At 70.4% G+C, this 21996-nt stretch carries 21 protein-coding genes; 7 read left to right on the top strand and 14 right to left on the bottom strand.

Annotation, left to right across the window (positions count from 1 at the left end; translation table 11 throughout):
• Positions 1 to 43 precede the first annotated feature (43 nt).
• Positions 44 to 736: an alpha/beta fold hydrolase gene (locus ACFQU3_RS11000; protein ID WP_385909644.1), complete on the bottom strand. Its 693-nt coding sequence runs from the start codon at positions 734 to 736 to the stop codon at positions 44 to 46.
• A gap of 53 nt (positions 737 to 789) precedes the next feature.
• On the opposite strand from ACFQU3_RS11000, the gene ACFQU3_RS11005 reads away from it, so the two are divergent.
• On the top strand, positions 790 to 1038 hold the full coding sequence (locus ACFQU3_RS11005; protein ID WP_385909646.1) for a DUF2630 family protein: 249 nt from the start codon (positions 790 to 792) through the stop codon (positions 1036 to 1038).
• A gap of 18 nt (positions 1039 to 1056) precedes the next feature.
• Here ACFQU3_RS11005 and ACFQU3_RS11010 read toward each other — a convergent pair whose 3' ends face one another.
• From ACFQU3_RS11010 to ACFQU3_RS11045, 8 genes are all read right to left on the bottom strand, one after another.
• A complete protein-coding gene (locus ACFQU3_RS11010) occupies positions 1057 to 2916 on the bottom strand; it encodes a glycoside hydrolase family 3 protein (protein ID WP_385909648.1) in 1860 nt (619 codons plus the stop codon).
• Between the two features lie 3 nt (positions 2917 to 2919).
• Positions 2920 to 4539 carry a glucoamylase family protein gene (locus ACFQU3_RS11015; RefSeq protein WP_385909650.1) on the bottom strand — a complete coding sequence of 540 codons (1620 nt, stop codon included), beginning with the start codon at positions 4537 to 4539 and terminating at the stop codon, positions 2920 to 2922.
• Positions 4540 to 4559: 20 nt separating this feature from the next.
• Positions 4560 to 5462 carry a carbohydrate ABC transporter permease gene (locus tag ACFQU3_RS11020; protein WP_385909652.1) on the bottom strand — a complete coding sequence of 301 codons (903 nt, stop codon included), beginning with the start codon at positions 5460 to 5462 and terminating at the stop codon, positions 4560 to 4562.
• Between the two features lie 2 nt (positions 5463 to 5464).
• Positions 5465 to 6472 carry a carbohydrate ABC transporter permease gene (locus ACFQU3_RS11025; protein ID WP_385909654.1) on the bottom strand — a complete coding sequence of 336 codons (1008 nt, stop codon included), beginning with the start codon at positions 6470 to 6472 and terminating at the stop codon, positions 5465 to 5467.
• A 4-nt stretch (positions 6473 to 6476) separates the two neighbouring features.
• On the bottom strand, positions 6477 to 7763 hold the full coding sequence (locus ACFQU3_RS11030) for a sugar ABC transporter substrate-binding protein (RefSeq protein WP_385909656.1): 1287 nt from the start codon (positions 7761 to 7763) through the stop codon (positions 6477 to 6479).
• A 133-nt stretch (positions 7764 to 7896) separates the two neighbouring features.
• Positions 7897 to 8982 carry a LacI family DNA-binding transcriptional regulator gene (locus tag ACFQU3_RS11035; protein WP_385909658.1) on the bottom strand — a complete coding sequence of 362 codons (1086 nt, stop codon included), beginning with the start codon at positions 8980 to 8982 and terminating at the stop codon, positions 7897 to 7899.
• A gap of 246 nt (positions 8983 to 9228) precedes the next feature.
• Complete coding sequence (locus ACFQU3_RS11040; protein WP_385909660.1) at positions 9229 to 9729, bottom strand: pyridoxamine 5'-phosphate oxidase family protein; 501 nt, start codon at positions 9727 to 9729, stop codon at positions 9229 to 9231.
• Complete coding sequence (locus ACFQU3_RS11045; RefSeq protein ID WP_385909662.1) at positions 9726 to 10064, bottom strand: VOC family protein; 339 nt, start codon at positions 10062 to 10064, stop codon at positions 9726 to 9728. The genes ACFQU3_RS11040 and ACFQU3_RS11045 overlap by 4 nt, the downstream gene beginning before the upstream one ends.
• Before the next feature lie 98 nt (positions 10065 to 10162).
• On the opposite strand from ACFQU3_RS11045, the gene ACFQU3_RS11050 reads away from it, so the two are divergent.
• Entirely contained in the window at positions 10163 to 11164 is a 1002-nt protein-coding gene (locus tag ACFQU3_RS11050; RefSeq protein WP_385909664.1) for a patatin-like phospholipase family protein, read from the top strand.
• A gap of 13 nt (positions 11165 to 11177) precedes the next feature.
• Here ACFQU3_RS11050 and ACFQU3_RS11055 read toward each other — a convergent pair whose 3' ends face one another.
• A complete protein-coding gene (locus tag ACFQU3_RS11055; protein ID WP_385909666.1) occupies positions 11178 to 11948 on the bottom strand; it encodes a glycoside hydrolase family 16 protein in 771 nt (256 codons plus the stop codon).
• Positions 11949 to 12081: 133 nt separating this feature from the next.
• Between ACFQU3_RS11055 and ACFQU3_RS11060 the strand changes: the two genes are divergently transcribed.
• From ACFQU3_RS11060 to ACFQU3_RS11070, 3 genes are read left to right on the top strand one after another with little or no spacing between them, the layout of a single operon-like run.
• Positions 12082 to 12516, top strand: coding sequence for a DoxX family protein (locus ACFQU3_RS11060; RefSeq protein ID WP_385909668.1), 435 nt, complete (start codon positions 12082 to 12084; stop codon positions 12514 to 12516).
• 50 nt (positions 12517 to 12566) lie between these two features.
• Complete coding sequence (locus tag ACFQU3_RS11065) at positions 12567 to 13586, top strand: Y-family DNA polymerase (protein ID WP_385909670.1); 1020 nt, start codon at positions 12567 to 12569, stop codon at positions 13584 to 13586.
• Positions 13587 to 13629: 43 nt separating this feature from the next.
• Complete coding sequence (locus ACFQU3_RS11070; RefSeq protein WP_385909672.1) at positions 13630 to 14427, top strand: arylamine N-acetyltransferase; 798 nt, start codon at positions 13630 to 13632, stop codon at positions 14425 to 14427.
• A 2-nt stretch (positions 14428 to 14429) separates the two neighbouring features.
• Here ACFQU3_RS11070 and ACFQU3_RS11075 read toward each other — a convergent pair whose 3' ends face one another.
• The 3 genes from ACFQU3_RS11075 to ACFQU3_RS11085 all read right to left on the bottom strand — a co-directional run bounded on the left by ACFQU3_RS11075 (position 14430) and on the right by ACFQU3_RS11085 (position 17155).
• Positions 14430 to 14840, bottom strand: coding sequence for a VOC family protein (locus ACFQU3_RS11075; protein WP_385909673.1), 411 nt, complete (start codon positions 14838 to 14840; stop codon positions 14430 to 14432).
• 72 nt (positions 14841 to 14912) lie between these two features.
• On the bottom strand, positions 14913 to 15692 hold the full coding sequence (locus ACFQU3_RS11080) for a hypothetical protein (RefSeq protein ID WP_385909675.1): 780 nt from the start codon (positions 15690 to 15692) through the stop codon (positions 14913 to 14915).
• 41 nt (positions 15693 to 15733) lie between these two features.
• The gene (locus tag ACFQU3_RS11085) at positions 15734 to 17155 is read right to left on the bottom strand and encodes an esterase/lipase family protein (protein WP_385909677.1); all 1422 of its coding nucleotides are present in this window, start codon (positions 17153 to 17155) and stop codon (positions 15734 to 15736) included.
• A 172-nt stretch (positions 17156 to 17327) separates the two neighbouring features.
• Here ACFQU3_RS11085 and ACFQU3_RS11090 point away from each other — a divergent pair, with 172 nt between their 5' ends.
• On the top strand, positions 17328 to 17960 hold the full coding sequence (locus tag ACFQU3_RS11090) for a hemerythrin domain-containing protein (protein WP_385909678.1): 633 nt from the start codon (positions 17328 to 17330) through the stop codon (positions 17958 to 17960).
• A gap of 526 nt (positions 17961 to 18486) precedes the next feature.
• Here the strand turns inward: ACFQU3_RS11090 and ACFQU3_RS11095 are convergent.
• On the bottom strand, positions 18487 to 19287 hold the full coding sequence (locus ACFQU3_RS11095; protein ID WP_385909680.1) for an inositol monophosphatase family protein: 801 nt from the start codon (positions 19285 to 19287) through the stop codon (positions 18487 to 18489).
• Positions 19288 to 19476: 189 nt separating this feature from the next.
• Here ACFQU3_RS11095 and ACFQU3_RS11100 point away from each other — a divergent pair, with 189 nt between their 5' ends.
• On the top strand, positions 19477 to 21810 hold the full coding sequence (locus ACFQU3_RS11100; RefSeq protein WP_385909682.1) for an immune inhibitor A domain-containing protein: 2334 nt from the start codon (positions 19477 to 19479) through the stop codon (positions 21808 to 21810).
• Positions 21811 to 21996: the final 186 nt, after the last annotated feature.

A 21996-nucleotide genomic window follows, 5' to 3' on the forward strand; every position in this document is an offset into this window, starting at 1 on the left:
TGGTGTGGCCCGTGAAGCCTTGGCCACCGTGTGCAATATACCCCTAGAGGGTATGCGCGCGCTCGCCGTCCACTCCGAGCAGGTATGCCGCCAGCTCGGCCGGGTGCGAGAGCGCGGCGAGGTGTCCGCCGGGCACGACGTCGACGTCGAGACCGAGCCGCTCGCGGGCGACGCGACGCTGGAGGTCGAGCGGGAAGAAGCGGTCGTCGGCGCCGGCCACCACGTGCACGGGGACGTCGGGCCACTGTGAGAACTCGCACGGCGTCTCGAACGCCCGGTCGACCTCGTCCCGTTCGTGCTCGGCACCCCCCGCCGCGACGGCGGGGTCGACGTCGTGGAAGAAGTACGTGTCGAGGTCGAGCTCGGTGGGGTAGCCGCCGGCGCGGGCAGCCTCGACCCGCGCGTCCTCCTGACCGACGGCGTCCCACCAGGCCCCGGCCGTCTCACCGGGCAGCGGCACCATGGCGTTGAGCAGCACGATCGCCCGGACAGGACGGCGGGCGGCAACGATCGGCACGGTGAACCCGCCCATCGACTGGGCGACGAGCACCACGTCGTCACGCCCGTCGAGCGCGGACTCGACGAGGGCGGCATACTCCGGGAGCCCGGCCTCCGGGTCGTCGGCCGGCAGGTCGACGGCGACGGCCTCGTGGCCGGCCGCCTCGAGCAGCGGCACGACGCGGTGCCAGTACCAGGCAGCGCCGCCGGCGCCGGGCAGGAGCGCGAAGGTGGTCACCGTCCACAGGCTAGGCCTCGACGGCGGCGAGAGGCGCGTGCGAGGGTGACGGCATGGCTGACGACGTCTCGATCCAGCACCACATCAAGTCGCTCATCGACGAGGAGCACGAGCTGCGCTCGGCCCTGCAGGACGGGTCGATCACCGTCGACGAGGAGCACGCCCGGCTCAAGAGCCTCGAGGTCGAGCTCGACCAGTGCTGGGACCTCCTGCGCCAGCGCCGGGCCAGGCGCGAGGTCGGGCAGAACCCCGACGATGCCGAGGTCCGCTCGGAGCGCACCGTCGAGGGCTACACCGGCTGACCGGTCACCGGCCGGTGGTCAGATGGTCAGGCCGTGGCCGAACGGGAAGAGCGGGTCGTCGTAGCCCGGCACGTCCTCGCCGTGCGCGCGCACCTGGTCCATCGACCGCGGCAGGTCGAACGGAAGCCGGCCGACCGGGGCCACCGTGCCCGTGATCGCGTCGAGCAGTGCGGCGTCGCTGCTGCCGTAGCTGCCGACGACGGCCGACGCGAAGGGCAGCAGGGGCGTCAGCACGGCCGGCCGGTCCAGCACCACGTCGACGACGAGCGGGCACGCGGCGGCGACCCGCTGGAGCCGCGCGACGAGTCCCGGTGGGAAGTCGAGGGATCCCTGGTGGAACCACGACTCGAGGAACAGGTCGGACCGAGGGTCGTACGGGGCCGCGAGCCGCACGATGGCGACGTCCGCGTCCTCGGGCCGCTCGACGAGCGTGCCATGCGTCGCCACCACCTCGGGTGAGACCCGCTCGGCGTAGATGCGCAGGCCCTGCTCGAGCGGGAGCCGGCCGTCCCCGTTGTGCAGGATGGTCACCGACCGTGCTTGGGCGGCATACGCCTCGGCCCGGAAGTCCTGTCTCCCAACCGTTTCGGCAGCCGCGTCCTCGTCCACGTACGGGTCGTCGAAGAGACCCAGCCGGAACTTCACCGCGAGGATCCGCCGTGCCGACTCGTCGACACGCGCCTCGGGGACCCGGCCCCGGGTCACGAGGTCGAGCAGGATCTCGACGCACTCCTCGCCTCCGAACTGGTCGGCCCCGGCCTCGAGGATGAGCTCCATCCGCCCGTGCGGGTCGAGGTGCTCGACCCCCCAGGCGCGAGCCGGCAGCACCTGGTCGCCGACGTGGTTGTCGTTGACGAGCTCCCAGTCGGTGACGACGACGCCGTCGTAGCCGAGCTTCTCGCGCAGGAGGCCGGTCACGACCTGCTTGTTGTAGCCGAAGCCGACCGGCTCGATCGGGGCGCCGTCGACGACGAGGTCGACCGGCATCCCGTAGTACGGCATGATGCCGGCGGTGCCGGCCTCGATGATCGGGGGGAACGGCTTGAGGTGGTCCTCGAACCGCCCCCCGGGGTACACCTGCTCCCGCCCGTAGGGGAAGTGGGCGTCCTCGCCGTCCTTCTGCGGCCCGCCACCCGGGAAGTGCTTGCTCGTACAGGCGACGCTCCCCTGGCCGAGCGAGTCCCCTTGGAAGCCTTGGAGATACGCGACCCCCAGCTCGGTCACGAGGTCGGGGTCCTGACCGAACGTGCCCGCCTGGCGGGCCCACCGCGGCTCGGTCGCCAGGTCGAGCGTCGGGTGCAGCGCCGCCCGGATGCCGACGGCGACGTACTCCTGGCGGGCGACGTCGGCGAACCGGCGGACTGCCTCCGGGTCACGCAGCGCCGCGAGACCGAGCGGCTCGGGCCACTGCGAGAACGCACCCGCCGAGAAGGAGACGCCGACGTTCTCGATGAACGCGTGCCGCGGGTCGGTCGACACCGTCACGGGTATGCCGTGCGGCGTGCCCTCGGCGAGCTCCTGCAGTGCGTTGCTCCACCGGGCCGCCATGCGCGGGTCGTCGAGGGCGTGGACGTTGAAGTGGCTGAGGTGCTTGTCGAGGACGACGGTGCGCGTCGGGGACTTGCTGATGTTTCCGGGCTGCTCGAGGACCGTGCCGTCGGCGCCTGCCTCGATGACGGTCTGGAACATCAGGCCGACCTTCTCCTCGAGGGAGAGGCGGCCGAGCAGGTCCTCGACGCGCGCCTCGACCGGCAGACGCGGGTCCTCGTACGGGTCCATCCGGCCGTTGCCGTTGAGGTCGCGGTAGGCGACCCCGTCCTCGCTCGTGCTCAGCTCGCGGCGCACGGGAACCACCTTTCGTGAGAGGGCGTGCGTCATGGGTCAGGCGACCGGGCTCGCGCCGAACTCCTCGATGCCGATGACCGGTCGCAGGGCGGCCTCGACGGCTGGCGTGCTGAACGCTCGACGGACGACGTCATTGCCCAGCACGTTGCCGATCGCGCCCATGACCATCGCCTGGTCGAGCGAGAGATAGCGTCGCGCGACCGTGCCAGAGCCGACCGCGATGGCGTCGAAGAAGCCGCCGGCACCGTAGGAGTCGAAGTCGGCCTGGATGTTGGCGAGGTTGGTGAAGGCCTCACCGGGCTCGTGCATCATCGCGAGGAACGATGCGTGTGGTGTGACCACGCCGTCTCCGAAGTCCGGGGTGGGATTGGTCGCCGCGCGGCACTCCCCGAAGCCGATGTCGTAGTTCGTCTTCTCCTGGTCCGAGAAGTAGCCCTCGGGGTTGAGTCCGAGCGCATCGACGCCGTACTCGCGGTAGTTCGCGAAGGGGTCGCTCGACGGGCTGAAGCCCCAGTAGCCGTAGCCTGCCTCGATCAGGCCGTGCTCGCGCTGGGCCCGGACGTGCAGGGGATGGTTGCGCCCCCACGAGTTCGGCGCCCACGTGGCCTCGTCGACGAAGACGTCGGGCATGAGCTCCTCGAACATCGAGCCACCCCAGCCGGGCACGATGTGCATGCCGCGGTACGTGTAGGCGCCCTCGTACACCGAGACACCGAGGTAGGTCCGGGTCTCCCCCACGGGCTGCATCTCGTGCCAGCTCCAGTCGCACGTGGCGGGGAAGGTGCGCCACATCGCGTAGTACTGCGCTCGCGGGATCTGTCCCGTGATGATGCCCAGGTAGCTCGTGATGCGTGTCTCGGAGACCGTCGTGTCGTAGTGGTGGTTCGTGTACCAGACGTCGGGCCCGATACCGATGTGGTTGCCCGTGAATCCCGAGAACCCGGGCGGTGGTGGGGCGTCGTAGAAGCCGCCATGGATCAGGCCGGGCTTGAGGCCCACGTTCGTGTCGTAGAACATGTCCCAGCGCATGCGGTCGAAGATCCGCGTGGCCCACACGGCGGCGGCACGGTCGGAGTTCTTGACGACGAGCAGGGCAGCGCCCAACCAGCCGTTGTCGACGCTGGAGACGAACGGGTAGATCCGGTCGCCACTGCCGGGGAACTCGTGGAGGACGTCACCCGTCGCCTCGTCGTACCAGTTGTAGTACAGGCCGCTCGGGACGTGGTGCCCCATCCGGTAGACCGTCTTGAGGGTGCGGATCAGGCGTGCCGTCGCCTCGTCCTTGGTGATCAGGCCGAGCTCGCGGGCGACGATGGTCGACCAGAGGTAACCGCCGATGTTCGTCGGCGAGGTGTAGCCGGACCGGTCACCGGCCGCGAGCGACTCGGGGATGTTGTCCGCGGGCAGGCCGGTGCTCGGGTCCGTCATCGCGACGAGGCTGCGCCACGTGTCGGCTGCCCATGTGCGCACGATGCCGCTGTCGAGGGAGCGGACGGCAAGAGGTGCCTCGCGCAGGAACGCGGGCGCCTGCCGCATGGTGGCCGACGTCGTCGCCGACGCCGACGGGGCGAGGGCGAAGGCGGCGACGGATGCCGCACCGCTGACGAGCAACGCGCGGCGGCTCGGGGTGTACAGGGTCTTGGACGGGTCGGACATGGGCTGTGCTCCGTTTCGTGTTACTTGAGGCCCGTCGTCGCGATGCCCTCGATGAAGCGCTTCTGGAAGACGAGGAAGACGACGAGGATCGGGATGATGACGACGGTGGCGCCGGCGAGGAGCAGCCCGTAGTTCGTGCTGTTCTGGCCGGTCGAGTAGAGGGCGAGGGCCACCGGGAGGGTGTACTTGGACTCCGACTGGGCGACGACGAGCGGCCACAGGAAGTTGTTCCAGCTGCCGAGGAACGTCAGGATGCCGAGGGTCGCGAGGGCCGGACCGCAGAGCGGCAGGATGATCCCCCAGAAGATCCGGAGCTCGCCGGCGCCGTCGACGCGGCCCGCGTCGAGCAGGTCCTTCGGCAGGCCGAGGATGAACTGCCGCATGAGGAAGACGCCGAACGGGCTGACGAGGTAGGGCAGGAACAGACCGGGCAGGGTGTCGATGAGGCCGGCGTTCGCGACGAGCACGAAGAGCGGCACGAAGGTCACGACGCCGGGGATCATCAGCGTCGTCATGACGGCCACGAAGATGAGCCTCTTGCCCTTGAAGTCGAGCATCGCCAACGCGTACCCGAGCATCGAGCAGAAGATGAGGTTGCCGGCCGTCACGACGACGGCGACGACGATCGAGTTGGTGAAGAACTGGCCGAAGCTCAGCTTGTCGAACAGCTGCGTGTAGTTGTTCAGCGAGGCGTCCTCGGGCAGCCACGTCGGCGGCACCTGCCGCAGCTCACCCTCGCTCTTGAAGCTGCCGAGGACCATCCAGACGAACGGTGCGATGACGGCGACGAGCGCGATGGCCAGGATCACGTAGAGCCACCAGCGGCTGCCCTGGCTCGAGCCGACCATGCCGGAGCGCGGCCTCCTCGTCCGGGTGCCCGCCGGCGCGGAGCCGGACGGCCGTGGTGCGGTGTCGACGGACATGGTCACGTCCTCTCTCGCAGCAGCCGGAACTGGATCGCGGTGACGATCGCGATGACGACGAAGATGATGTAGCTCATCGCCGAGGCCAGGCCGTAGTTGCCGAAGCCGAACTGCTGGTACGTGTAGTAGGACAGCGAGATGGTGCTGTTGAGGGGGCCGCCCTTGGTCATGACGAAGGGCTCCTCGAAGAACTGCAGGTAGCCGATCGCGGTCGTGACCATGACGAAGAGCAGGGTCGGGCGCAGAAGCGGCAGCGTGATGTGCCGGAACCGCTGCCACGCACTCGCGCCGTCGATGGCTGCTGCCTCGTGCAGCTCGGCGGGCACCGCCTGCAGCCCGGCGAGAAAGATGATCATGGCCGTGCCGAAGTTGCGCCAGGCCGCCATGAGGATGAGCGCGGGCATCGACCACTTCGGGTCGCCGAGCCAGTTGGGGCCGGTGATGCCGAACCACCCGAGCGCGGTGTTGATGAGGCCGCCCGGGTCCTGCAGCAGGAAGCGCCACACGACCGCGACCGCGACGATCGAGGTGATGACCGGCATGTAGAAGCCGAGCCGGAAGACCGCCCGGAACCGCGTGATGCCCTTGTCGAGCGCGACCGCCGCAGCGAGCGCGACGACGAGCGTCAGCGGCATACCGACGAGGACGAAGTAGGCCGTGTTGGCTGCGGCCTTGCGGAACGTCGGGTCCGACAGCGCCTTCGTGAAGTTGTCGAGTCCGATGATGTTGACGGAGAAGGGCTTTCGCAGATCGCGCGACCTGGTGTCCGTGATGCTCATGAAGAGCGACTGGATCACCGGCCAGGCGGTGAAGGCGAGGAAGAGCAGGCAGAAGGGGATCGCGAGGATCCAGGCCGCCCGCCCCTCCCGCAGGGCGGACGAGCCGGCTGACCTGCGGGACCCTCCGGTGTCGGCCCCGCGGGGCGACCTGTCGTCAGGCCGCCCCGGAGGCGTCGCCGCAGGTGGCATCACGGGTCCGGTGGACCCGCTCGTGCCGGGCTGGGCGGTCATGGGATCACTGACCCGTCCCGATGGAGTCGGCCTGCTGCTGCGCTGCCTTGAGGGCAGTCGCCGGGTCGGCCCCGGTCTTCGTCACCTTCTCCAGCTCGGTGTCGAGAGCCTTGACCGCCTGCTCCCACGTCGGGAACGACGGCGGTGCCTTGGCGGTCTCGAGCTGCTTGCCGAAGACCGCGAGCTTCTCGTCGGATGCCAGAGCCGGGTCCTGCCAGGCGCTCTTGACCGACGGCAGGTCGGTCGAGATCGTGTACCACTTCGCCTGGACCTTGGGGTCGGCGAGCCACTGCACGAACTTCCACGCCGTGTTGCGGTTCTTCGTGTTCTTGAAGACGACGAAGTTGGAGCCACCGACGAAGGACGAGGAGCCGGACATGCCGGCGGGGATCGGCGCGACGTTGTACTTGTCCTTGAAGCCGGCACCGCCGACCTTCTCGACCGCCGACATCATCCACGGACCGGAGATGAACATCGGCACGGTGCCCTTGGCGAAGTCGGGCTCGGTCGTCGGGGCGGCCGGAGCCGCCTTGTTCGAGATGCCGTCGGTGAAGAACGACTGGTAGTACTGCGCCGCCTTGAGGATCTGCGGACTGTCGAAGTTGTACGCCTTGCCGCCGTCCTTCGTGAGGTCGGCGCCCTCGGACCACGCGAACGGCATGAGGGTCTGCCACGATCCCTCACCGCCGGCCTGCAGGCCGATGCCCCACTTGGCGCCGGCCTTGGTCTGCATGGCCTTGGCCATGTCCTTGAGACCCTGCCAGTCGGTGGGAGCGGTGTCGAAGCCGGCCTTCTTGGCGAGGTCGGTGCGGTAGAAGAGCACGCGCGTCTCGACGTACCACGGGATGCCGTAGGAGGTGCCGCCCACCTCGGTGGTCTTCTGCGCGCCCTCGAAGAACGCGGACTTGTCGATCTCGGCGGGGGTCGGGTCGATGGCGTCGCTGCTGGCGAACTCCCCCATCCAGGTCGTGCCGACCATGGCGACGTCGGGCGTCTTGCCCGCCGTGATGGCGGTCGTGAACTTGTCGTGCGCGGCATCCCACGGGATGGCGGTCACCTTGACCTTGACGCCGGGGTTCGCGGACTCGAAGTCCTTCGTCAGCTTGGGCAGGTTGTCACCCTCGGCGCCCATCGCCCAGACGGTGATCTCTCCGGTGGCCTTGCCGGTGTCGACCGCGGCGCCGGTCTGGGGGGCTGTGGAGCCGCCGCCCTCGGAGCCACGACCGCAGGCGGTCACGGTCAGAGCCGCGGCCGTCATGCACGCGACGGTGATGGCTGTGGTGCGTCTCATCGGTCTCTCGCTTTCTCGGGTGTTCGTCGAGACGTTGGGTGTTTCGCTTCGTGCGGTTGAGCAGTGGTGCTGCTCGGTGAGCTGCGGTTGGGAGCGAGCTCTGGGCGACGGCCCTGCCGTCACGTGCTGCGGGTCATCGGGTGCGCCGCTCGGTCGGGGATGGGGTGCTTCGCGAGCTCGCACAACCGCACGAGCCGCGGATGATCACCTGGGTCGGGAGGACCTGCCTCTCGGCGAGGGGCTCACCGCCCTGGACCCGCTGGTGAAGACGGTCGGCCGCGAGAATGCCGAGCTCGCGGACCGGCTGACGCACAGTGGTCATACCCGGACGCACGTAGCGTGAAGCCATGACGTCGTCCCAGCCGACGATGGCGAACTCGCCGGGCACGTCGCGGCCCGCGTCCTGGAGGCGGCTCATGATCGAGAGCGCGAGCTCGTCGTTGGCGCACACGACCGCGTCCGCGTCGATCTCACCCGCGAGGAGGCGTTCGGCGACGGCCTCGCCCTCTCCCTCACGGAAGGGCACGCGGACGGGTTCGGCGGGCTGGAGGCCGCGGGCCCGGTGGGCGGCCACGAAACCCTCGTGGCGTTCGTGGATGTCGGGTGCGCCGTCGGGGTCACCGACGAAGACGAGCCGCATGCGGCCGTGGGCAAGCACGTGCTCGGTGAGCTCCTCCGCGCTGTGCGCGTTCTCGGCGCCGACGGACTCGATGCCGTCCTGCGGCTCGCCGGTGATCATGACGACGGGCTTCTGGCCGTGCAGGGCGCGCGCGACGGCGGGCGGCATGGCGGCCGACCCGAACACGGCGATGCCGTCGACGCGGGTCGCGAGCTGGCGCACGGCGCGGGCGATGTCGGCCTTGCCGTCGGTGAGCATGAGGGTGACGCTCTGCCCGAGGTCGGCGGCGCGTGACTCGAAGCCCATGAGCAGCTCGGAGTAGTACGGACCGGACAGCTCGGGCAGGACGAGGCCGTGGGCCTCGTGCTGGCGCACGGCAAGGCTGCGGGCCGCACCGAGCGGGACGTAGTTGAGCTCGTCGACGGCGGCGAGGACCTTCTCGGTCGTCTTCGACGAGACCGTGCCGGCGCCCTGGAGCACCCGCGACACGGTGGCGATGGAGACGCCGGCGAGCTCGGCGACCGAGTAGATGGTGGCACCGGAGGCACCCGCGATCGGCGCCGTCGAGGGGCCGGCGCCCCGTTCGGGTGGTGTCGCCACGGGTCCCACCTCTCGCGTCTCGTCGTTGAGTGATGCGTCGCCGCCCGACCCCCTGGGCGGGCCGTTCGCCGCTGTAAGCGCTTACATCTGCCGCCTCCATACTGCACACGTCCCGGCCACGGATGCAAGACCAGGGGCGCGACGAAGCGATGGCGTATGCCGTCCCGCCCGCTTGCGCAGGCGCGTCAGCTCAGCGCCCCACTTCCGCGAGAACGCCTGCGGGGCATAGTGGTTCGCGGACGGCGACTACTCCGTGAGGGCGACCCACCGACCGTCCCGCATGACGTCGCGGCCCTGCAGCTCGTTCTCCTCGCGCCAGGCCTGGATACGGCTCGGAACGACCCGGAAGAAGAGGTACGGAGACGTCGTCTGGCGGGGGTCGAACCCCGTCCGCCGGGCGAAACGGTCGGCCTCGGCAGGGTCGAGCTCACCGGTCGGGACGGCCTCGACCGAGCCGTCCACCATGACGACGTCACGGGTCGCGCCCAGGCCGATCCGCACGCCGTTCCCCGACGCCAGTCCCCGTCCCGCGATGCTTCGCTCCCCCGTCGCGAGCAGGATCGAGGACCCGTCCCAGACGAACGACAGGGGCACGAGGTGCGGGGCACCCGTCACCGGGTCGGCCGTGGCGACCCAGCAGTCGACCTCCCGGGCCAGCAGCGCCTGCGTGTCGCGGACCCGGTCGGCGGTGGCCCGCGGCGGGGGCACCGACCCGGCCGGACGGCATTCGTCCTCGGTCGACGTCATCCCTGCATCAGGCCGATCATGTTGCCGTCGGCGTCGGCCAAGACGGCCACGCTGCGCCCGCCGCCGACCTCCGTCGGCTTCTGGGTCACGGTCGACCCGGCCTCGACGAGGGAGGCGATCCTGGCCTCGAGGTCGTCGACGGACCAGTAGGGCGTGGCGCCTGTGAGGCCCTTGCGGTGGCCGTTCGGGTCGAGGGCGATCTCCTGGCCGTCGACGTTGTAGCCGACGTAGTAGGGCTCGTCGGTGTGCGGTGACACGCCGAGCAGGGTCGTGAAGACCTTCTTGGCGGCCTCCAGGTCGGCGACGGGGTAGATGAGGGTGTTCACGGCGGACATGATCTCTCTCCTGTGCGGTGGTGCCTGGTGCGGTGGCTCAAGTCTCTCGAGATCTACCACCTCCGCGGCTGATGGCCGGCAGTCGTATCGTCTGAGGCGTGGCAGACGGGATGCGTGCGGCGGTCGTGCTCGGTTCGGGGGGCGCCCGCGGGTACGCCCACATCGGGGCGCTGGAGGTCCTGGCCGAGCGGGGCTTCGAGGTCGTGTCGGTGGCGGGCACGTCGATGGGCGCGCTCGTCGGAGGCGTCGCGGCAGCGGGCAAGCTCGACGAGTACACCGAGTGGGCGCGCAGCCTGACCCAGCGCGAGGTGTGGCGCCTGCTCGACCTCAACATCGTCTCGCCGGGCGGCGCGATCCGGGCCGAGCGGATCATCACCAAGGTCGGAGAGATCCTCGACGGCGCGACGATCGAGAGCCTGCCGATCCCCTACACGGCGGTCGCGACGGACATCAACGCGCGACGCGAGGTGTGGTTCCAGCGGGGGCCGGTCGAGCATGCGATCCGTGCGTCGATCGCCATCCCCGGCGTCATCACGCCCGCCGTCATCAACGGCCGCGTCCTCGTCGACGGCGGCCTCATCAACCCGATCCCCATCGAGCCGACGGCGGCCGCGTCCGCCGACCTGACCGTCGCGGTGTCGCTCTCGGGCATGCGCACCTCGGGCGGCCAGACGACCCCGGTCAAGGAGTCGTCGGAGCCGGTCCCGCGTGAGGAGTGGACGACGCGCCTTCGGCGCAGCGCGGCCGAGGTGCTCGAGTCGGAGCGGGTGCGGGCCCTCACGAGCCGGTTCGGCGGGCACGCGCGCGACCTCGACGGGGATGCACCGCTGTCGGCGTCGGCCGCCGTCGGGGTCGCCCAGACCCCGTCGGAGGCTCTCGTCATGGGCCAGTCGGACCTCGGGCTCGTCGACCTGCTCAACATGTCGTTCGAGACGATGAGCGCCCTCATCTCGCGATACCGGATGGCGAGCAACCCGCCCGACGTCCTCGTCACCGTTCCGTCCAACGCCGTGCGCACTCTCGACTTCCACCGCGCCGCGGAGATGATCGAGCTCGGCCGCCAGCTCACGACCGAGGCGCTCGAGCACGCCGGCTACTGACGGCGACTGACGGCTACTCGTAGCCGCGCACCCAGTCGACGACGAGCTCGGGCACGGCGCCGACGTCGTGACCGTCCGACTTCTCGGGGAAGTCGAAGACCGCGAGCATGAGCTGGAGCGGGTACGCCGGTGGTCGCGGACACGAGCGGACGAGCCGCCCGTCGACGTGGAAGTCGGCGCGCTCGGCGTCCCACCGGACGGCATACGTGTGCCATGCGCTGAGGTCGATCGGGAGCCGGGGGGCCGCGAAGTCCTCGGCAACCGCAGGGTCGCGGAACGCGTGCAGCCCCATGCCGACCGCGGCCGAGACGCCGGGCTCGACGGCGTCACCGAACATCTCGACGACGCAGATCTCTCCCGACTGCTCGGGCACCTGCTCGAGGCCGACCATCCACAGCGCGACCATCGACCGGGGCGTGACGACCGCGCGTGCGCGCAGCTCGACCCAGCCGTGGTCGGGCGTCCACCCGAGGTGCTCAGGCTGCTCCTCGCGGACGGTCTGGCCCTCGCGGAACCGCTGCTGCCCCTGCGTGCTGCCGACCGGCCCTGACCAGCTCGCCGACTGGATGCCCGAGACGCGGATCGGTGGCGTGTGCTCGTCCGCGCACCAGACGGGGTGGTCGACCGGCACGCGCAGGTGCAGGCACGAGTCGCGCACCTCGTAGGAGGCGGCGGTCTCGGCGCGCGAGCTCCACGCCGGCAGGTAGTGGGGCACCCAGGTGCTGGCGTCGAGGCCGGGTGCGTCGAAGTGGTCCTCGAAGACGAGGACGCGCTCATCGCTCATGCCAACACTCATGGCCCCATCCTGCGGCCGGGCGCCGACACCGGACCGTCGTCTCGGCCACACACCGTCGACAGGCGCCGGTTTCCTTCCTTTTGTACCCTTGACACTCATTCACATTTCAACGAAGGACGTCATGCGCCCCCTCTCCTCCCTCCACCCCCGCGCCACCGACCTCGCCCTGGCCGTCGCCCGCGTCGTCATCGGCGTCGTCTTCATCGCCCACGGCTGGCAGAAGATCGGCCAGAACGGCATCGCCGCGACCCAGCAGGCGTTCGCCGGCATGGGCGCACCCGCGCCCGACATCAGCGCCGTCGTCGCGGCCGTCATCGAGCTCGGCGGCGGCCTCCTGCTCGTGGCCGGCCTGCTCACGCCCCTCGCCGGGATCCTGCTCGCGCTCAACATGCTCGGCGCGTACCTCATCGTCCACCTCGGCTCGCCGGTCTTCGTCACCGACGGCGGCTGGGAGCTCGTCGGCGCACTCGGCGTCGCGAGCCTCGTCCTCGCGGTCACCGGGCCGGGCCGCTTCAGCGTCGACGCCCTCGTGCGCCGGCGCCCAGCGACCGCCTGAGCGATCGGGCGAGCGAGCGCGTTGTCGGCGCGACGCGCCACAGTGGTGGGGTGATCCTGCACGCCGACGCCGACGCGTTCTTCGCCTCGGTCGAGCAGCGCGACGACCCTCGGCTGCGCGGTCGGCCGATGGTCGTCGCGCACGAGGTCGTGGCGTGCCCGTCCTACGAGGCGCGCGCGCTCGGCATCCATGCCGGTATGCCGCTGCGCCAGGTCCAGCGCCGCTGGCCCGAGGTGCTCGTCACCGGCTACCGCGCCGAGGCCTACGAAGAGGCGTCGGCGCGGCTCTTCGAGCTCTTCCACCGCATCACCCCGCTCGTCGAGCCGGGCTCGATGGAGGAGGCCTTCCTCGACGTCACCGGCCACGACCGAGGCGACGTCGCCGGGATGGCGAGTGCTCTGCGAGCCGCGGCCCGGGCCGAGGTCGGGCTGCCCGTCTCGGTCGGCGCCGGCCGGACGAAGCTCATGGCCAAGCTCGCGAGCCGGCGCGCGAAGCCCGACGGCCTCGTCGTCGTCGACGCCGAGCTCGAGGCCCGCGTGCGACCTCGGCTGCGCCTCGACGAGCTGTGGGGCGTCGGCCCGACGAGCTACGACAAGCTCCACGCCGCAGGCCTCTTCCTCGTCTCCGACCTGCACGGCCTCACCGAGGACGACCTCAAGAAGGTCGTGACGACGGCCATGGCCCGGCGGCTCGTGTCGATCGCGCGCGGCACCGACGACGCGACGATCCGCCTGCCCGGCCCGCGCAGGTCGGTGAGCGCGAGCCGGTCGATGGCCTCGACCCGCACCCGCTCGAAGGTCCTCGCCGTCCTCGACGAGTGCGTCGCCCGCGCCGTCGCCCGTGTCTCGGCGCTCGACGGGCCGCCCCGGCTGCCACAGCGGCTCGAGATCCAGGTCCGCTACGACGACGGCACCGTCGTCGTCGAGCGCGGACCGCTCGACGAGCCGACCCTCGACCCCGCCCGGCTCCGGGCGGCCGCCCGGCACCTGCTCGAGCAGACGGCATACGAGTGGGACGGTCGTGGCGTCACGATGGTCGGGCTGACGCTCCCGCTGCCCACCCCTGCCTGACCCCGCTTGACCTCAGGGCGGCTTGAGGTCGCAGCATGGTCGCGTGAACGTTCCGGCGACCACCGATGCCCTGACCGCCGCCGAGGCCGCGGCCTACCTCACCCGCCTCGGCGTCGCCGCGCCCGAGGCGCCGACGCTCGGTGCGCTCGCGTCGCTGCACCGGGCGCACCTCATGACCGTGCCCTTCGAGAACCTCGACATCATGCGCGGTCGCCCGATCCGGCTCGACCGGGCGTCCCTGGTCGCCAAGCTCGTCGACGCGCGTCGGGGCGGCTACTGCTACGAGCTCAACGGGCTCTTCGCGTTGCTGCTGCGCAGCCTCGGGTACGCCGTCGACCTCGTCTCCGCGCGCGTCGCCCTACCGGGTGGTGGGCTGACGGCGGAGTTCGACCACGTCGCACTCGTCGTGACCTCTCCCGACCTGTCCGAGCCCGTGCTCGCGGACGTGGGCTTCGGCGACGCGTTCGTGGAGCCGTTGCCGCTGCGCGACGGGTTCGAGCGCGACGAGCGCGGCAAGGGCGTCGGTCTCGTCCGACGGGACGAGACCTGGGTCTACCGCGAGCGCCCAGACGGTGGACCGTGGCAGGACCAGTTCGTCTTCACGACGACACCGCACCCGCTCGCCGACTTCGAGCCGCGCAACGAGTGGCAGCAGAGCTCGCCCGAGAGCCACTTCACCAGGAGCCGCGTCGCATCACGGCTCACGCCGACGGGCCGGGTCACCGTGAGCGGGCAGCGGCTCATCACGACGACGCACGGACGGCGCGAGGAGTCCGAGCTCGCCGACGACGCTGCCGTCGAGGCCGCGCTCGCCGACCAGATCGGCCTCGTCGTGGCCTGACGTCAGTCCCACGCGTCCTTCGTCGGGCGGCACAGGCAGAACGGGTGGCCGGCGGGGTCGGCGTAGACGCGAAACCCTCGGTCGGGCTTGGGCTGCGGCGGGTCGACCGGGTCGAGGGCTGTGCCGCCGAGTGCGAGCACCCGCTCGTGCGCGGCAGCGATGTCTGCGACGACGAAGTCGATGTGCGCCTGCTGCTGCCCGCGCGGCCAGTCGGGGGACTCGTGGTTCGGCGCGAGCTGGGTCGCGATGCGCGGGCCGTCCCAGACGACGTTGAACCAGTCGCCCTCGGGGTCGGCCTCGACCGTGCCGCCGAGCAGGTCGGCGTAGAACTGGGCGACGCCCGCGGCATCGCCGCAGTCGAGGGCGACGCAGTCCCAGGACACGGTCGGGGTGGCGCCGGACGGGTCACTCATGGGCCTCTCCTCTGGTTGGCTGTCGATCCCATCCAGACAACCACGGCGCACCCACACGCGGTCAGAGGTCGGTCAGAGGTCGTATCCCGCGATCGAGTCCTCCGCCATCTCGGCGACCCGCTCGGCGATCTTCGGCCCGAGTCTCTCGAGGTTCTTCGCCGAGATGGAGAGCACGACGCCGCGCCTGAACATGGAGGCCTCCTGGTGGGTGAACTTGAAGAAGAGCACCTGCGTCAGCGTCTTGCTGGCCTCGATGCGGAAGTCGACCGACCGCAGTGCCGCGGCACCGTCGCTCTGCGCCTCGACGTTGGCGACGGAGAAGCCGACGCTCGTCGCGCTCTTGCCGCGTCGGTCGAACAGCGTGATCCACTTCGAGTCCTCGTTCATGGCCTGCAGCGAGCTCAGCGCGGCCGTGACGATCGCGAGCGCTGCCGGCACCGGCCCGAGCACCACGGCGAGGACATCGAGGATCTTCTGGTGCACGACCGAGCCCGAGACGCTCTCCTCCGACCACGCGGACGCGCTCTCGCGCAGGCTCCACCCCGTCGCGAGCATCACGTCGAGGTACTCGTCGGCCCACTGCGCCGAGTCCGTGCCCTTCGGGTGCTTCTTCGTCGCGGCGCGCTGGGCGAACAGCATCCAGTCGCTCACGGCGTTGCGCACCTGCGCCGAGACCCCCTCGGGGAACGCGACGACGTTCGAGTCGACCACCGCCGCCTGCGCCTTGGACGCATCGAGCGCGGGGGCCTCGTCGCCGGGCACGCCTTCGAGCCCGCGCTCCTGCCAGACCTCCGGTACGTCGATGTCGATGTCGCGGATGGCGTCGAGCGCCCTCGACAGTTCCTCGGCCATGTCGTTCTCCGTTTCCTGCAGTGTCCGGTGGCGGTCGGCTCTCAGCGTGTCGGCTTCGGCCAGACGACCGTCGTCGAGACGACCGGTCGCACGGTCGAGGACCTCTCGGCGCCCTCGATGACGACCGAGTGCGTGCCGGCCGGGAGGTCGGCGAAGGTCGCGACGCCGTGGCCCCGGCGCAGCGTCGGCTCGGCCTTGGCGAGGACCCTGCCCTTCGCACTGCGCACCGTCACGGTGACGGCCTTGCGGGGCGGGTCGGCGTCGGGGTTCTCGGACTCGAGGTCGAAGCTCACCCTGAGGGCCTGGCCCGTCGTGATGAGGTCGGGCACGACGGCACGGACGTTGGTGTCCTTGATCTCGCGGCGCCGGATCGGCTGCGCCGTGAGGATCTCCTGCACCTGGTCGAGGACGAACTGGTTGCACTGGAGGTTCGTGTGCTGCTCGGGCACCCGCACGGCGAGGTTGGTGTCGAGGCTCTCGCCGAGGCCCACGGCGCCCGTCAGCGAGACCGTGCCGTCGCCGTAGTCGTTGTCCGGACCGAACGTCTGAGACGTGACGGCCCGTCCGCCCTGCAACGTCACGGTCGTCTGGCTCGGCTGTCGGATGCCGACGACCATGTGCGCCATCGTCCGGCTGGCGGCCCGCGCCGTCTCGGCGGCCTGGAGGTCGGTGTGGAAGGCCATCGCGTCCGCCACCATCGTGGTGCTGACGTTCGGGACCGACACCTCGGTCGTCTTGGCCCACCCGTTCGACGTGCTGATGCACGCGTACTCCGGGAGCAGCTGGAAGAGCGAGGGCATGCTGCGTGAGAACTCCGTGAGGTCGATCGACAGCGGGCCGATCCCCTTCTTGACGCCGTTGACGAGCTGCTCGAGGGCGTCGGTCGCGCCACGCCAGGGGGTGCCGAGGGTGATGAGCTTGCGGGTCACCTCGGCGCCGCCGCACTTCTCGATGTACCAGCGGGCGACGAGCCCACCCATGGAGTGGCAGACGAAGACCAGCTTGGCGTCGGCGTACTCACCGCCCTGGGCGCGCAGCCGCTCGAGCGCCGGCTCGACGACGGTCTTGAGGCGCTGCCCGTTGTAGCGGTTCGACAGGCGCCAGTCGTAGGCGTACGTGATGAGGGTGGCCGGCGTGCCGCCGTTGCCGCGCGTGTAGCCCTGCTTCTCCAGCGCGTTCACGAGCACGTCGTAGCCGCGGATCGGCGTCCAGATGCCCGGCAGCGCGTGCACGTCGGGCATGAGCGCGACCGGCTCGACGCCGTCGCCGGGGTGCTCGTCGCCGACCCCCTCGGGCAGCACCTTCTTGAGGATCGACTGCCGGCCGGTCAGCAGCTTCCAGATCGCACCGGCGCTCGGCGCCCAGATGAGGTTGGCGCTGGCGGGTGACCCGTCCTGCCCCCTGACGCCGAGGGTGCTCCCCGTGATCCCCGGAAGCACCACGACCAGATCGTTGCTCGTCATCAGACCCACCGTCCATCAGCCCTGTTGGTGAACTGTCCCGAACAACGGTGGCACCACCCAGCGTGCCTGATACGCGAAACGGCGAAGCCCGTCGCACGGGTCTGCTCGGGTGGCACGAGTCCGCGTGGGGCAGAGTGGGACCGGAACCGAGCGCGACGACAGAGGGGCACCGATGGACATCACCGACGTCATCCTTCGCCAGCACGACGAGCAGCGACGGATGTTCGCGATGCTCGAGGAGTGGCCGCGCGACGACCACGAGGGCCTTGCGGCCATCTGGAAGCGGCTCGAGATCCTCCTCGAGGTGCACGCCGAGGCCGAGGAGCGCTACTTCTACCCCGAGCTGCTGCGCCTGGGAACGGGCGGCGCCGACGCCGAGTCCGTCGACGAGGAGGTCGAGGACGCGGTCAAGGACCACAACGACATCCGCAAGGCGGTGCGCAAGGTCGGTCGCTGCCGCACCGGGTCGGACGCCTGGTGGACGGCCGTCGTCGACGCGAACGTCCACAACAGCGACCACATGGCCGAGGAGGAGCGGCAGGACCTCGCGGACTTCCGCCAGCGCGCCAGCCTCGAGCTGCGTCACGAGATCGCGCTGCAGTTCCTGCGCTACGAAGCGATCCGGTGGGCCGACGGCATCACGCCGCGCGACAAGGACCCGGAGGACTACGTCGAGGGGAGGCGGACGACGAAGGCGTCGCCGACCGCGAAGAAGGCCGCACGTGCGGCGAAGAAGGCGGCGACGACCGCGCCAGCTCGCGCCGCGGCCTCGAAGAAGTCCTCCCCCGAGGCCGCCGACGGCTGAACCCCACGGTGCAAACTGCCCACTCGACGGGTTGAAGCCAAGCCCGCGTCGAGTGGGCACTTTCCACCGCCTCAATCAGCCGTACGCCGCTCGCGCCGCGGCCTCGAAGAAGTCCTCGTCCGAGGCCGCCGACGGCTGAGCCCCATGGTGCAAACTGCCCACTCGACGGGTTGAAGCCAGGCCCGCGTCGAGTGGGCACTTTCCACCGCCTCAATCAGCCGTACGCCGCTCGCGCCGCGGCCTCGAAGAAGTCCTCCCCCGAGGCCGCCGACGGCTGAGCCCCATGGTGCAAACTGCCCACTCGACGGGTTGAAGCCAGGCCCGCGTCGAGTGGGCACTTTCCACCGCCTCAACCAGCCGTACGCCACTCGCGCCGCCGCCCCGAAGAAGTCCTCCCCCGAGGCCGCCGACGGCTGAACCCCACGGTGCAAACTGCCCACTCGACGGGTTGAAGCCAAGCCCGCGTCGAGTGGGCACTTTCCACCGCCTCAACCAGCCGTACGCCGCTCGCGCCGCGGCCTCGCGGTCAGGGCAGGTGCGCGCTCGAGGCGAGCGCACGGCATACCTGTTCGTATGCCGTGTGGCTGCCGGCGGCGACGAGTCCGGGGGGCGCGATGTCGCGGGGTGAGTACGCCTGTCCCGCAGTCGTTCCCAACGCACCACCGGCCTCGGCGAGCAACAGCGAACCGGGCACGTGGTCCCACGGCGCAGCGCGCGCGTAGAGGATGTAGTCGGCGGCACCCTCGACGAGCTTGGGGTAGTCGATGCCGCACGACACCCAGGTCAGGCCCATCGGCTCGAGGCCGTCGAGCGCCTGGCCGATCCAGGCTCGGCGCGAGGTGCGACCCCGGAGGCTGCCGGTCGGTGGTTCGGGGACGGTGAGCCGCCGCGACCCGTCGGCGTCGTGGCGGTACGTGCCGGCGCCGCGCTCGGCGACGTAGGCGAGCTCGTGCTGCGGCTGCCAGATCCACGCCCGCACGGCCTCGCCGTAGCGCGTCTCGCTCACCATGACCGCGTGGTCCTTGGACCCGTGGACGAAGTTCTTCGTGCCGTCGACGGGGTCGACGGTGAAGGCGTGGTCGGCCGCGGCGTAGCGCGTCAGGAGGGCGGGGTCGGTGGCGAAGGCCTCCTCGCCGAGCACGACCGCCTCGGGGTGGGCGGCGTTGATCGCCGCGGTGATGAGGACCTCGGCCTCGCGGTCGGCGTCGGTGACGAGGTCGCCGGGGCGCTTCTCGTGGATCTCGCCGGCGGCGAGGGCCCGGAAGCGCGGGTTGATGACCTCGTCGGCCACGTCCTTCAGGAGGCCCAGCACCTCGTCCGTCTGCACCCTCCCAACCTAGCGACCTGCTGCAGATCCTCCGGTCAGCGTCCAGATTCGTACCCCCGAAAGCCCCAACAGGGACCCATCGGGTGTAAGACTCCCGTTTGGCCCCTCGTCAGGACAGGTGCGACGGACCGGACCCTTCTCGGGGGAGGAGAGGCCGACCGGCCCCCTGATTCGCATGGAAGGACCATCGTGAAGAGAGTTGCCATCACGGCGCTCGTCGGACCAGCCGTCGCCGCAGTCATCGCGGCCGCAGCCGGACCGGCAGGAGCCGTCACCACCGCCGCATCGACGTCGGCACCAGGCGCCGCTGCGGGCGCCACCACCACCGCTGCTCCGAGCGGAGCAGGCAAGAACGCACGACCCGACAACCGCCCCGGGCCCCTGACAAAGACGTGGGTCGCCCAGCGCAAGGCCGCCATCGACCTCGTGTCGAAGGGTCGGGCCTCCGCGAGCCCCGACGGTGTCGTCGAGCTCGCCGACGGCAAGTCGGTCGAGGTCGAGACCGTGAAGACCGACAAGATCTTCACCATCCTCAGCGAGTTCGGTGACCAGAGCGCGGGCCGGTTCGGGACCGTGCCCGGGCCGCTGCACAACGAGATCCCGAAGCCTGACCGCACCAAGGACAACTCGACGACCTGGGCGCCCGACTACGACACGGCGTACTACGAGACGTTCTTCAACGGCGCCGGCGAGTCGATGAAGAGCTTCTACGAGGCCCTCTCGAACGGGCAGTACTCCGTCGTCAACACCGTCTCCGACTGGGTCAAGGTGCCCTACAACGAGTCCTACTACGGCGACAACGCCGTCGAGGACCTCGGCGGCTCGTGGCAGTTCATCTCCGACACGGGCAACGCGTGGTACGACGCCCAGCTCGCGGCCGGAAAGACGCCGCAGCAGATCGACACGTACCTGGCGCAGTTCGACGTCTGGGACCGGTACGACTGGGACAACGACGGCAACTTCGACGAGGCGGACGGCTACATCGACCACTTCCAGGCCGTCCACGCGGGCCAGGGTGAGGACGCCGGTGGCGGGGCGCAGGGCGCGGACGCCATCTGGTCGCACCGCTGGTACGTCAACGGCGACGACTTCGGCCTCACCGGCCCGGTCCTCGACGGCAAGGACAACCTCATGGGCGGCAGCCGCATCGGCCAGTCGAAGTACTGGTTCGGCGACTACACGACCGAGCCGGAGAACGGCGGCCTCGGCGTGTTCGCGCACGAGTTCGGCCACGACCTCGGCCTGCCCGACTACTACGACACCGCGGGCGGCGAGAACGGCACGGCGTTCTGGACGCTCATGAGCTCCGGCTCGTGGCTGGGCCACGGCGCCGCCGCCAACGAGGGCATCGGCACGACCCCCGGCCTCATGGGGCCCGAGGAGAAGCTGTTCCTCGGCTGGCTCGACTACTCGACCGTGGCGACCGGCGGGTCGGGCAGCTACACGCTGAACCCGGCCCAGCTGCACGTCGACCGCAAGGACCAGGCCGTCAAGGTGGACCTGCCGGCGAAGACCGTCGAGAAGGCATACACGACACCGGTATCGGGCACGCACGCCTGGTGGACCGGTAGCGCGGACGGCCTCAACGAGACGCTGACGCGCTCGGTGCCGTCGGCCCCGCGCGTCACCGTCCAGGCCAGTGCGTGGTACGACATCGAGGCCGGCTACGACTACCTCTACGGCGAGTACTCGCTCGACAACGGCGCTTCGTGGCACCGGGCCGGTCAGGCCGTCGGCGGTGACTCCTCCGACAGGTGGACGACGCTCCGCTGGTCGTATGCCGCCAACGGCCCGTCGATGTTCCGACTGCGCTACCAGACGGACGGCGGCGTGCACCTCGCGGGCGCCTTCGTCGACGACATCGTGTTCAAGTCCGGCGGCACGACGCTGCTGAGTGACGACGTCGAGTCGGGCACGAACGCCTGGACCGCCACCGGTCTCTGGAAGATCAGCACCGGCACCGAGACCGGCACGTTCGAGAACTACTACCTGCTCGAGAACCGCGAGTACGTCGGCTACGACCAGACGCTGGCCCAGGGGCCGTACCAGTTCAGCGAGGCGTACACGCGTCCCGACTGGGTGGAGTTCTTCACGTTCCAGAACGGCATGCTCGTGTGGTACGTCGACGACTCCTACGAGGACAACAACGTCTCCGAGCACCCGGGCCACGGCTCGGCCATGGTCGTCGACGCGCGTCCGGCGCCGTTCAGCTACCCCGACGGCACGCGACCGAGCAACCGGCGCCAGCCGTTCGACGCCACCTTCGGCCTCGAGGCGACCGACAAGACCTGCCTGCACAAGCAGGTCCTCACGGGCAAGGGGGGCTCTCAGACCGTCGAGACCGTCGCGGCGTGCGCGCCGTCGAACCCGGGGATGCCGACGTTCGACGACACGAACACGGACGCCTACTGGAGCAGCGCCAACCCGCAGAACAGCGTGAAGGTCGCGGGCCACGGCGTGAAGGTCACGGTGACGGGTGACGCCGGCACCGACCTCAAGGTGTCGGTGTCGAACCCCGCCTGAGCGGGACACCGGCCAGGGAGCATGGTCCGGAAGGGGCCGAGGACGACCGTCCTCGGCCCCTTCCGCATGGTCCCTGGATCTCGGGACGCATAACGCGTGTTCGTCCTGAGGTTCCATTGGGTACGGTAGAGGCCGGTACGCAGCCTGTGGAGGGGAAGCGGGCCAACGGACCGGGAGCCAGCACGC

Source organism: Terrabacter sp. GCM10028922 (assembly GCF_042666095.1).
Lineage (GTDB): Bacteria > Actinomycetota > Actinomycetes > Actinomycetales > Dermatophilaceae > Terrabacter.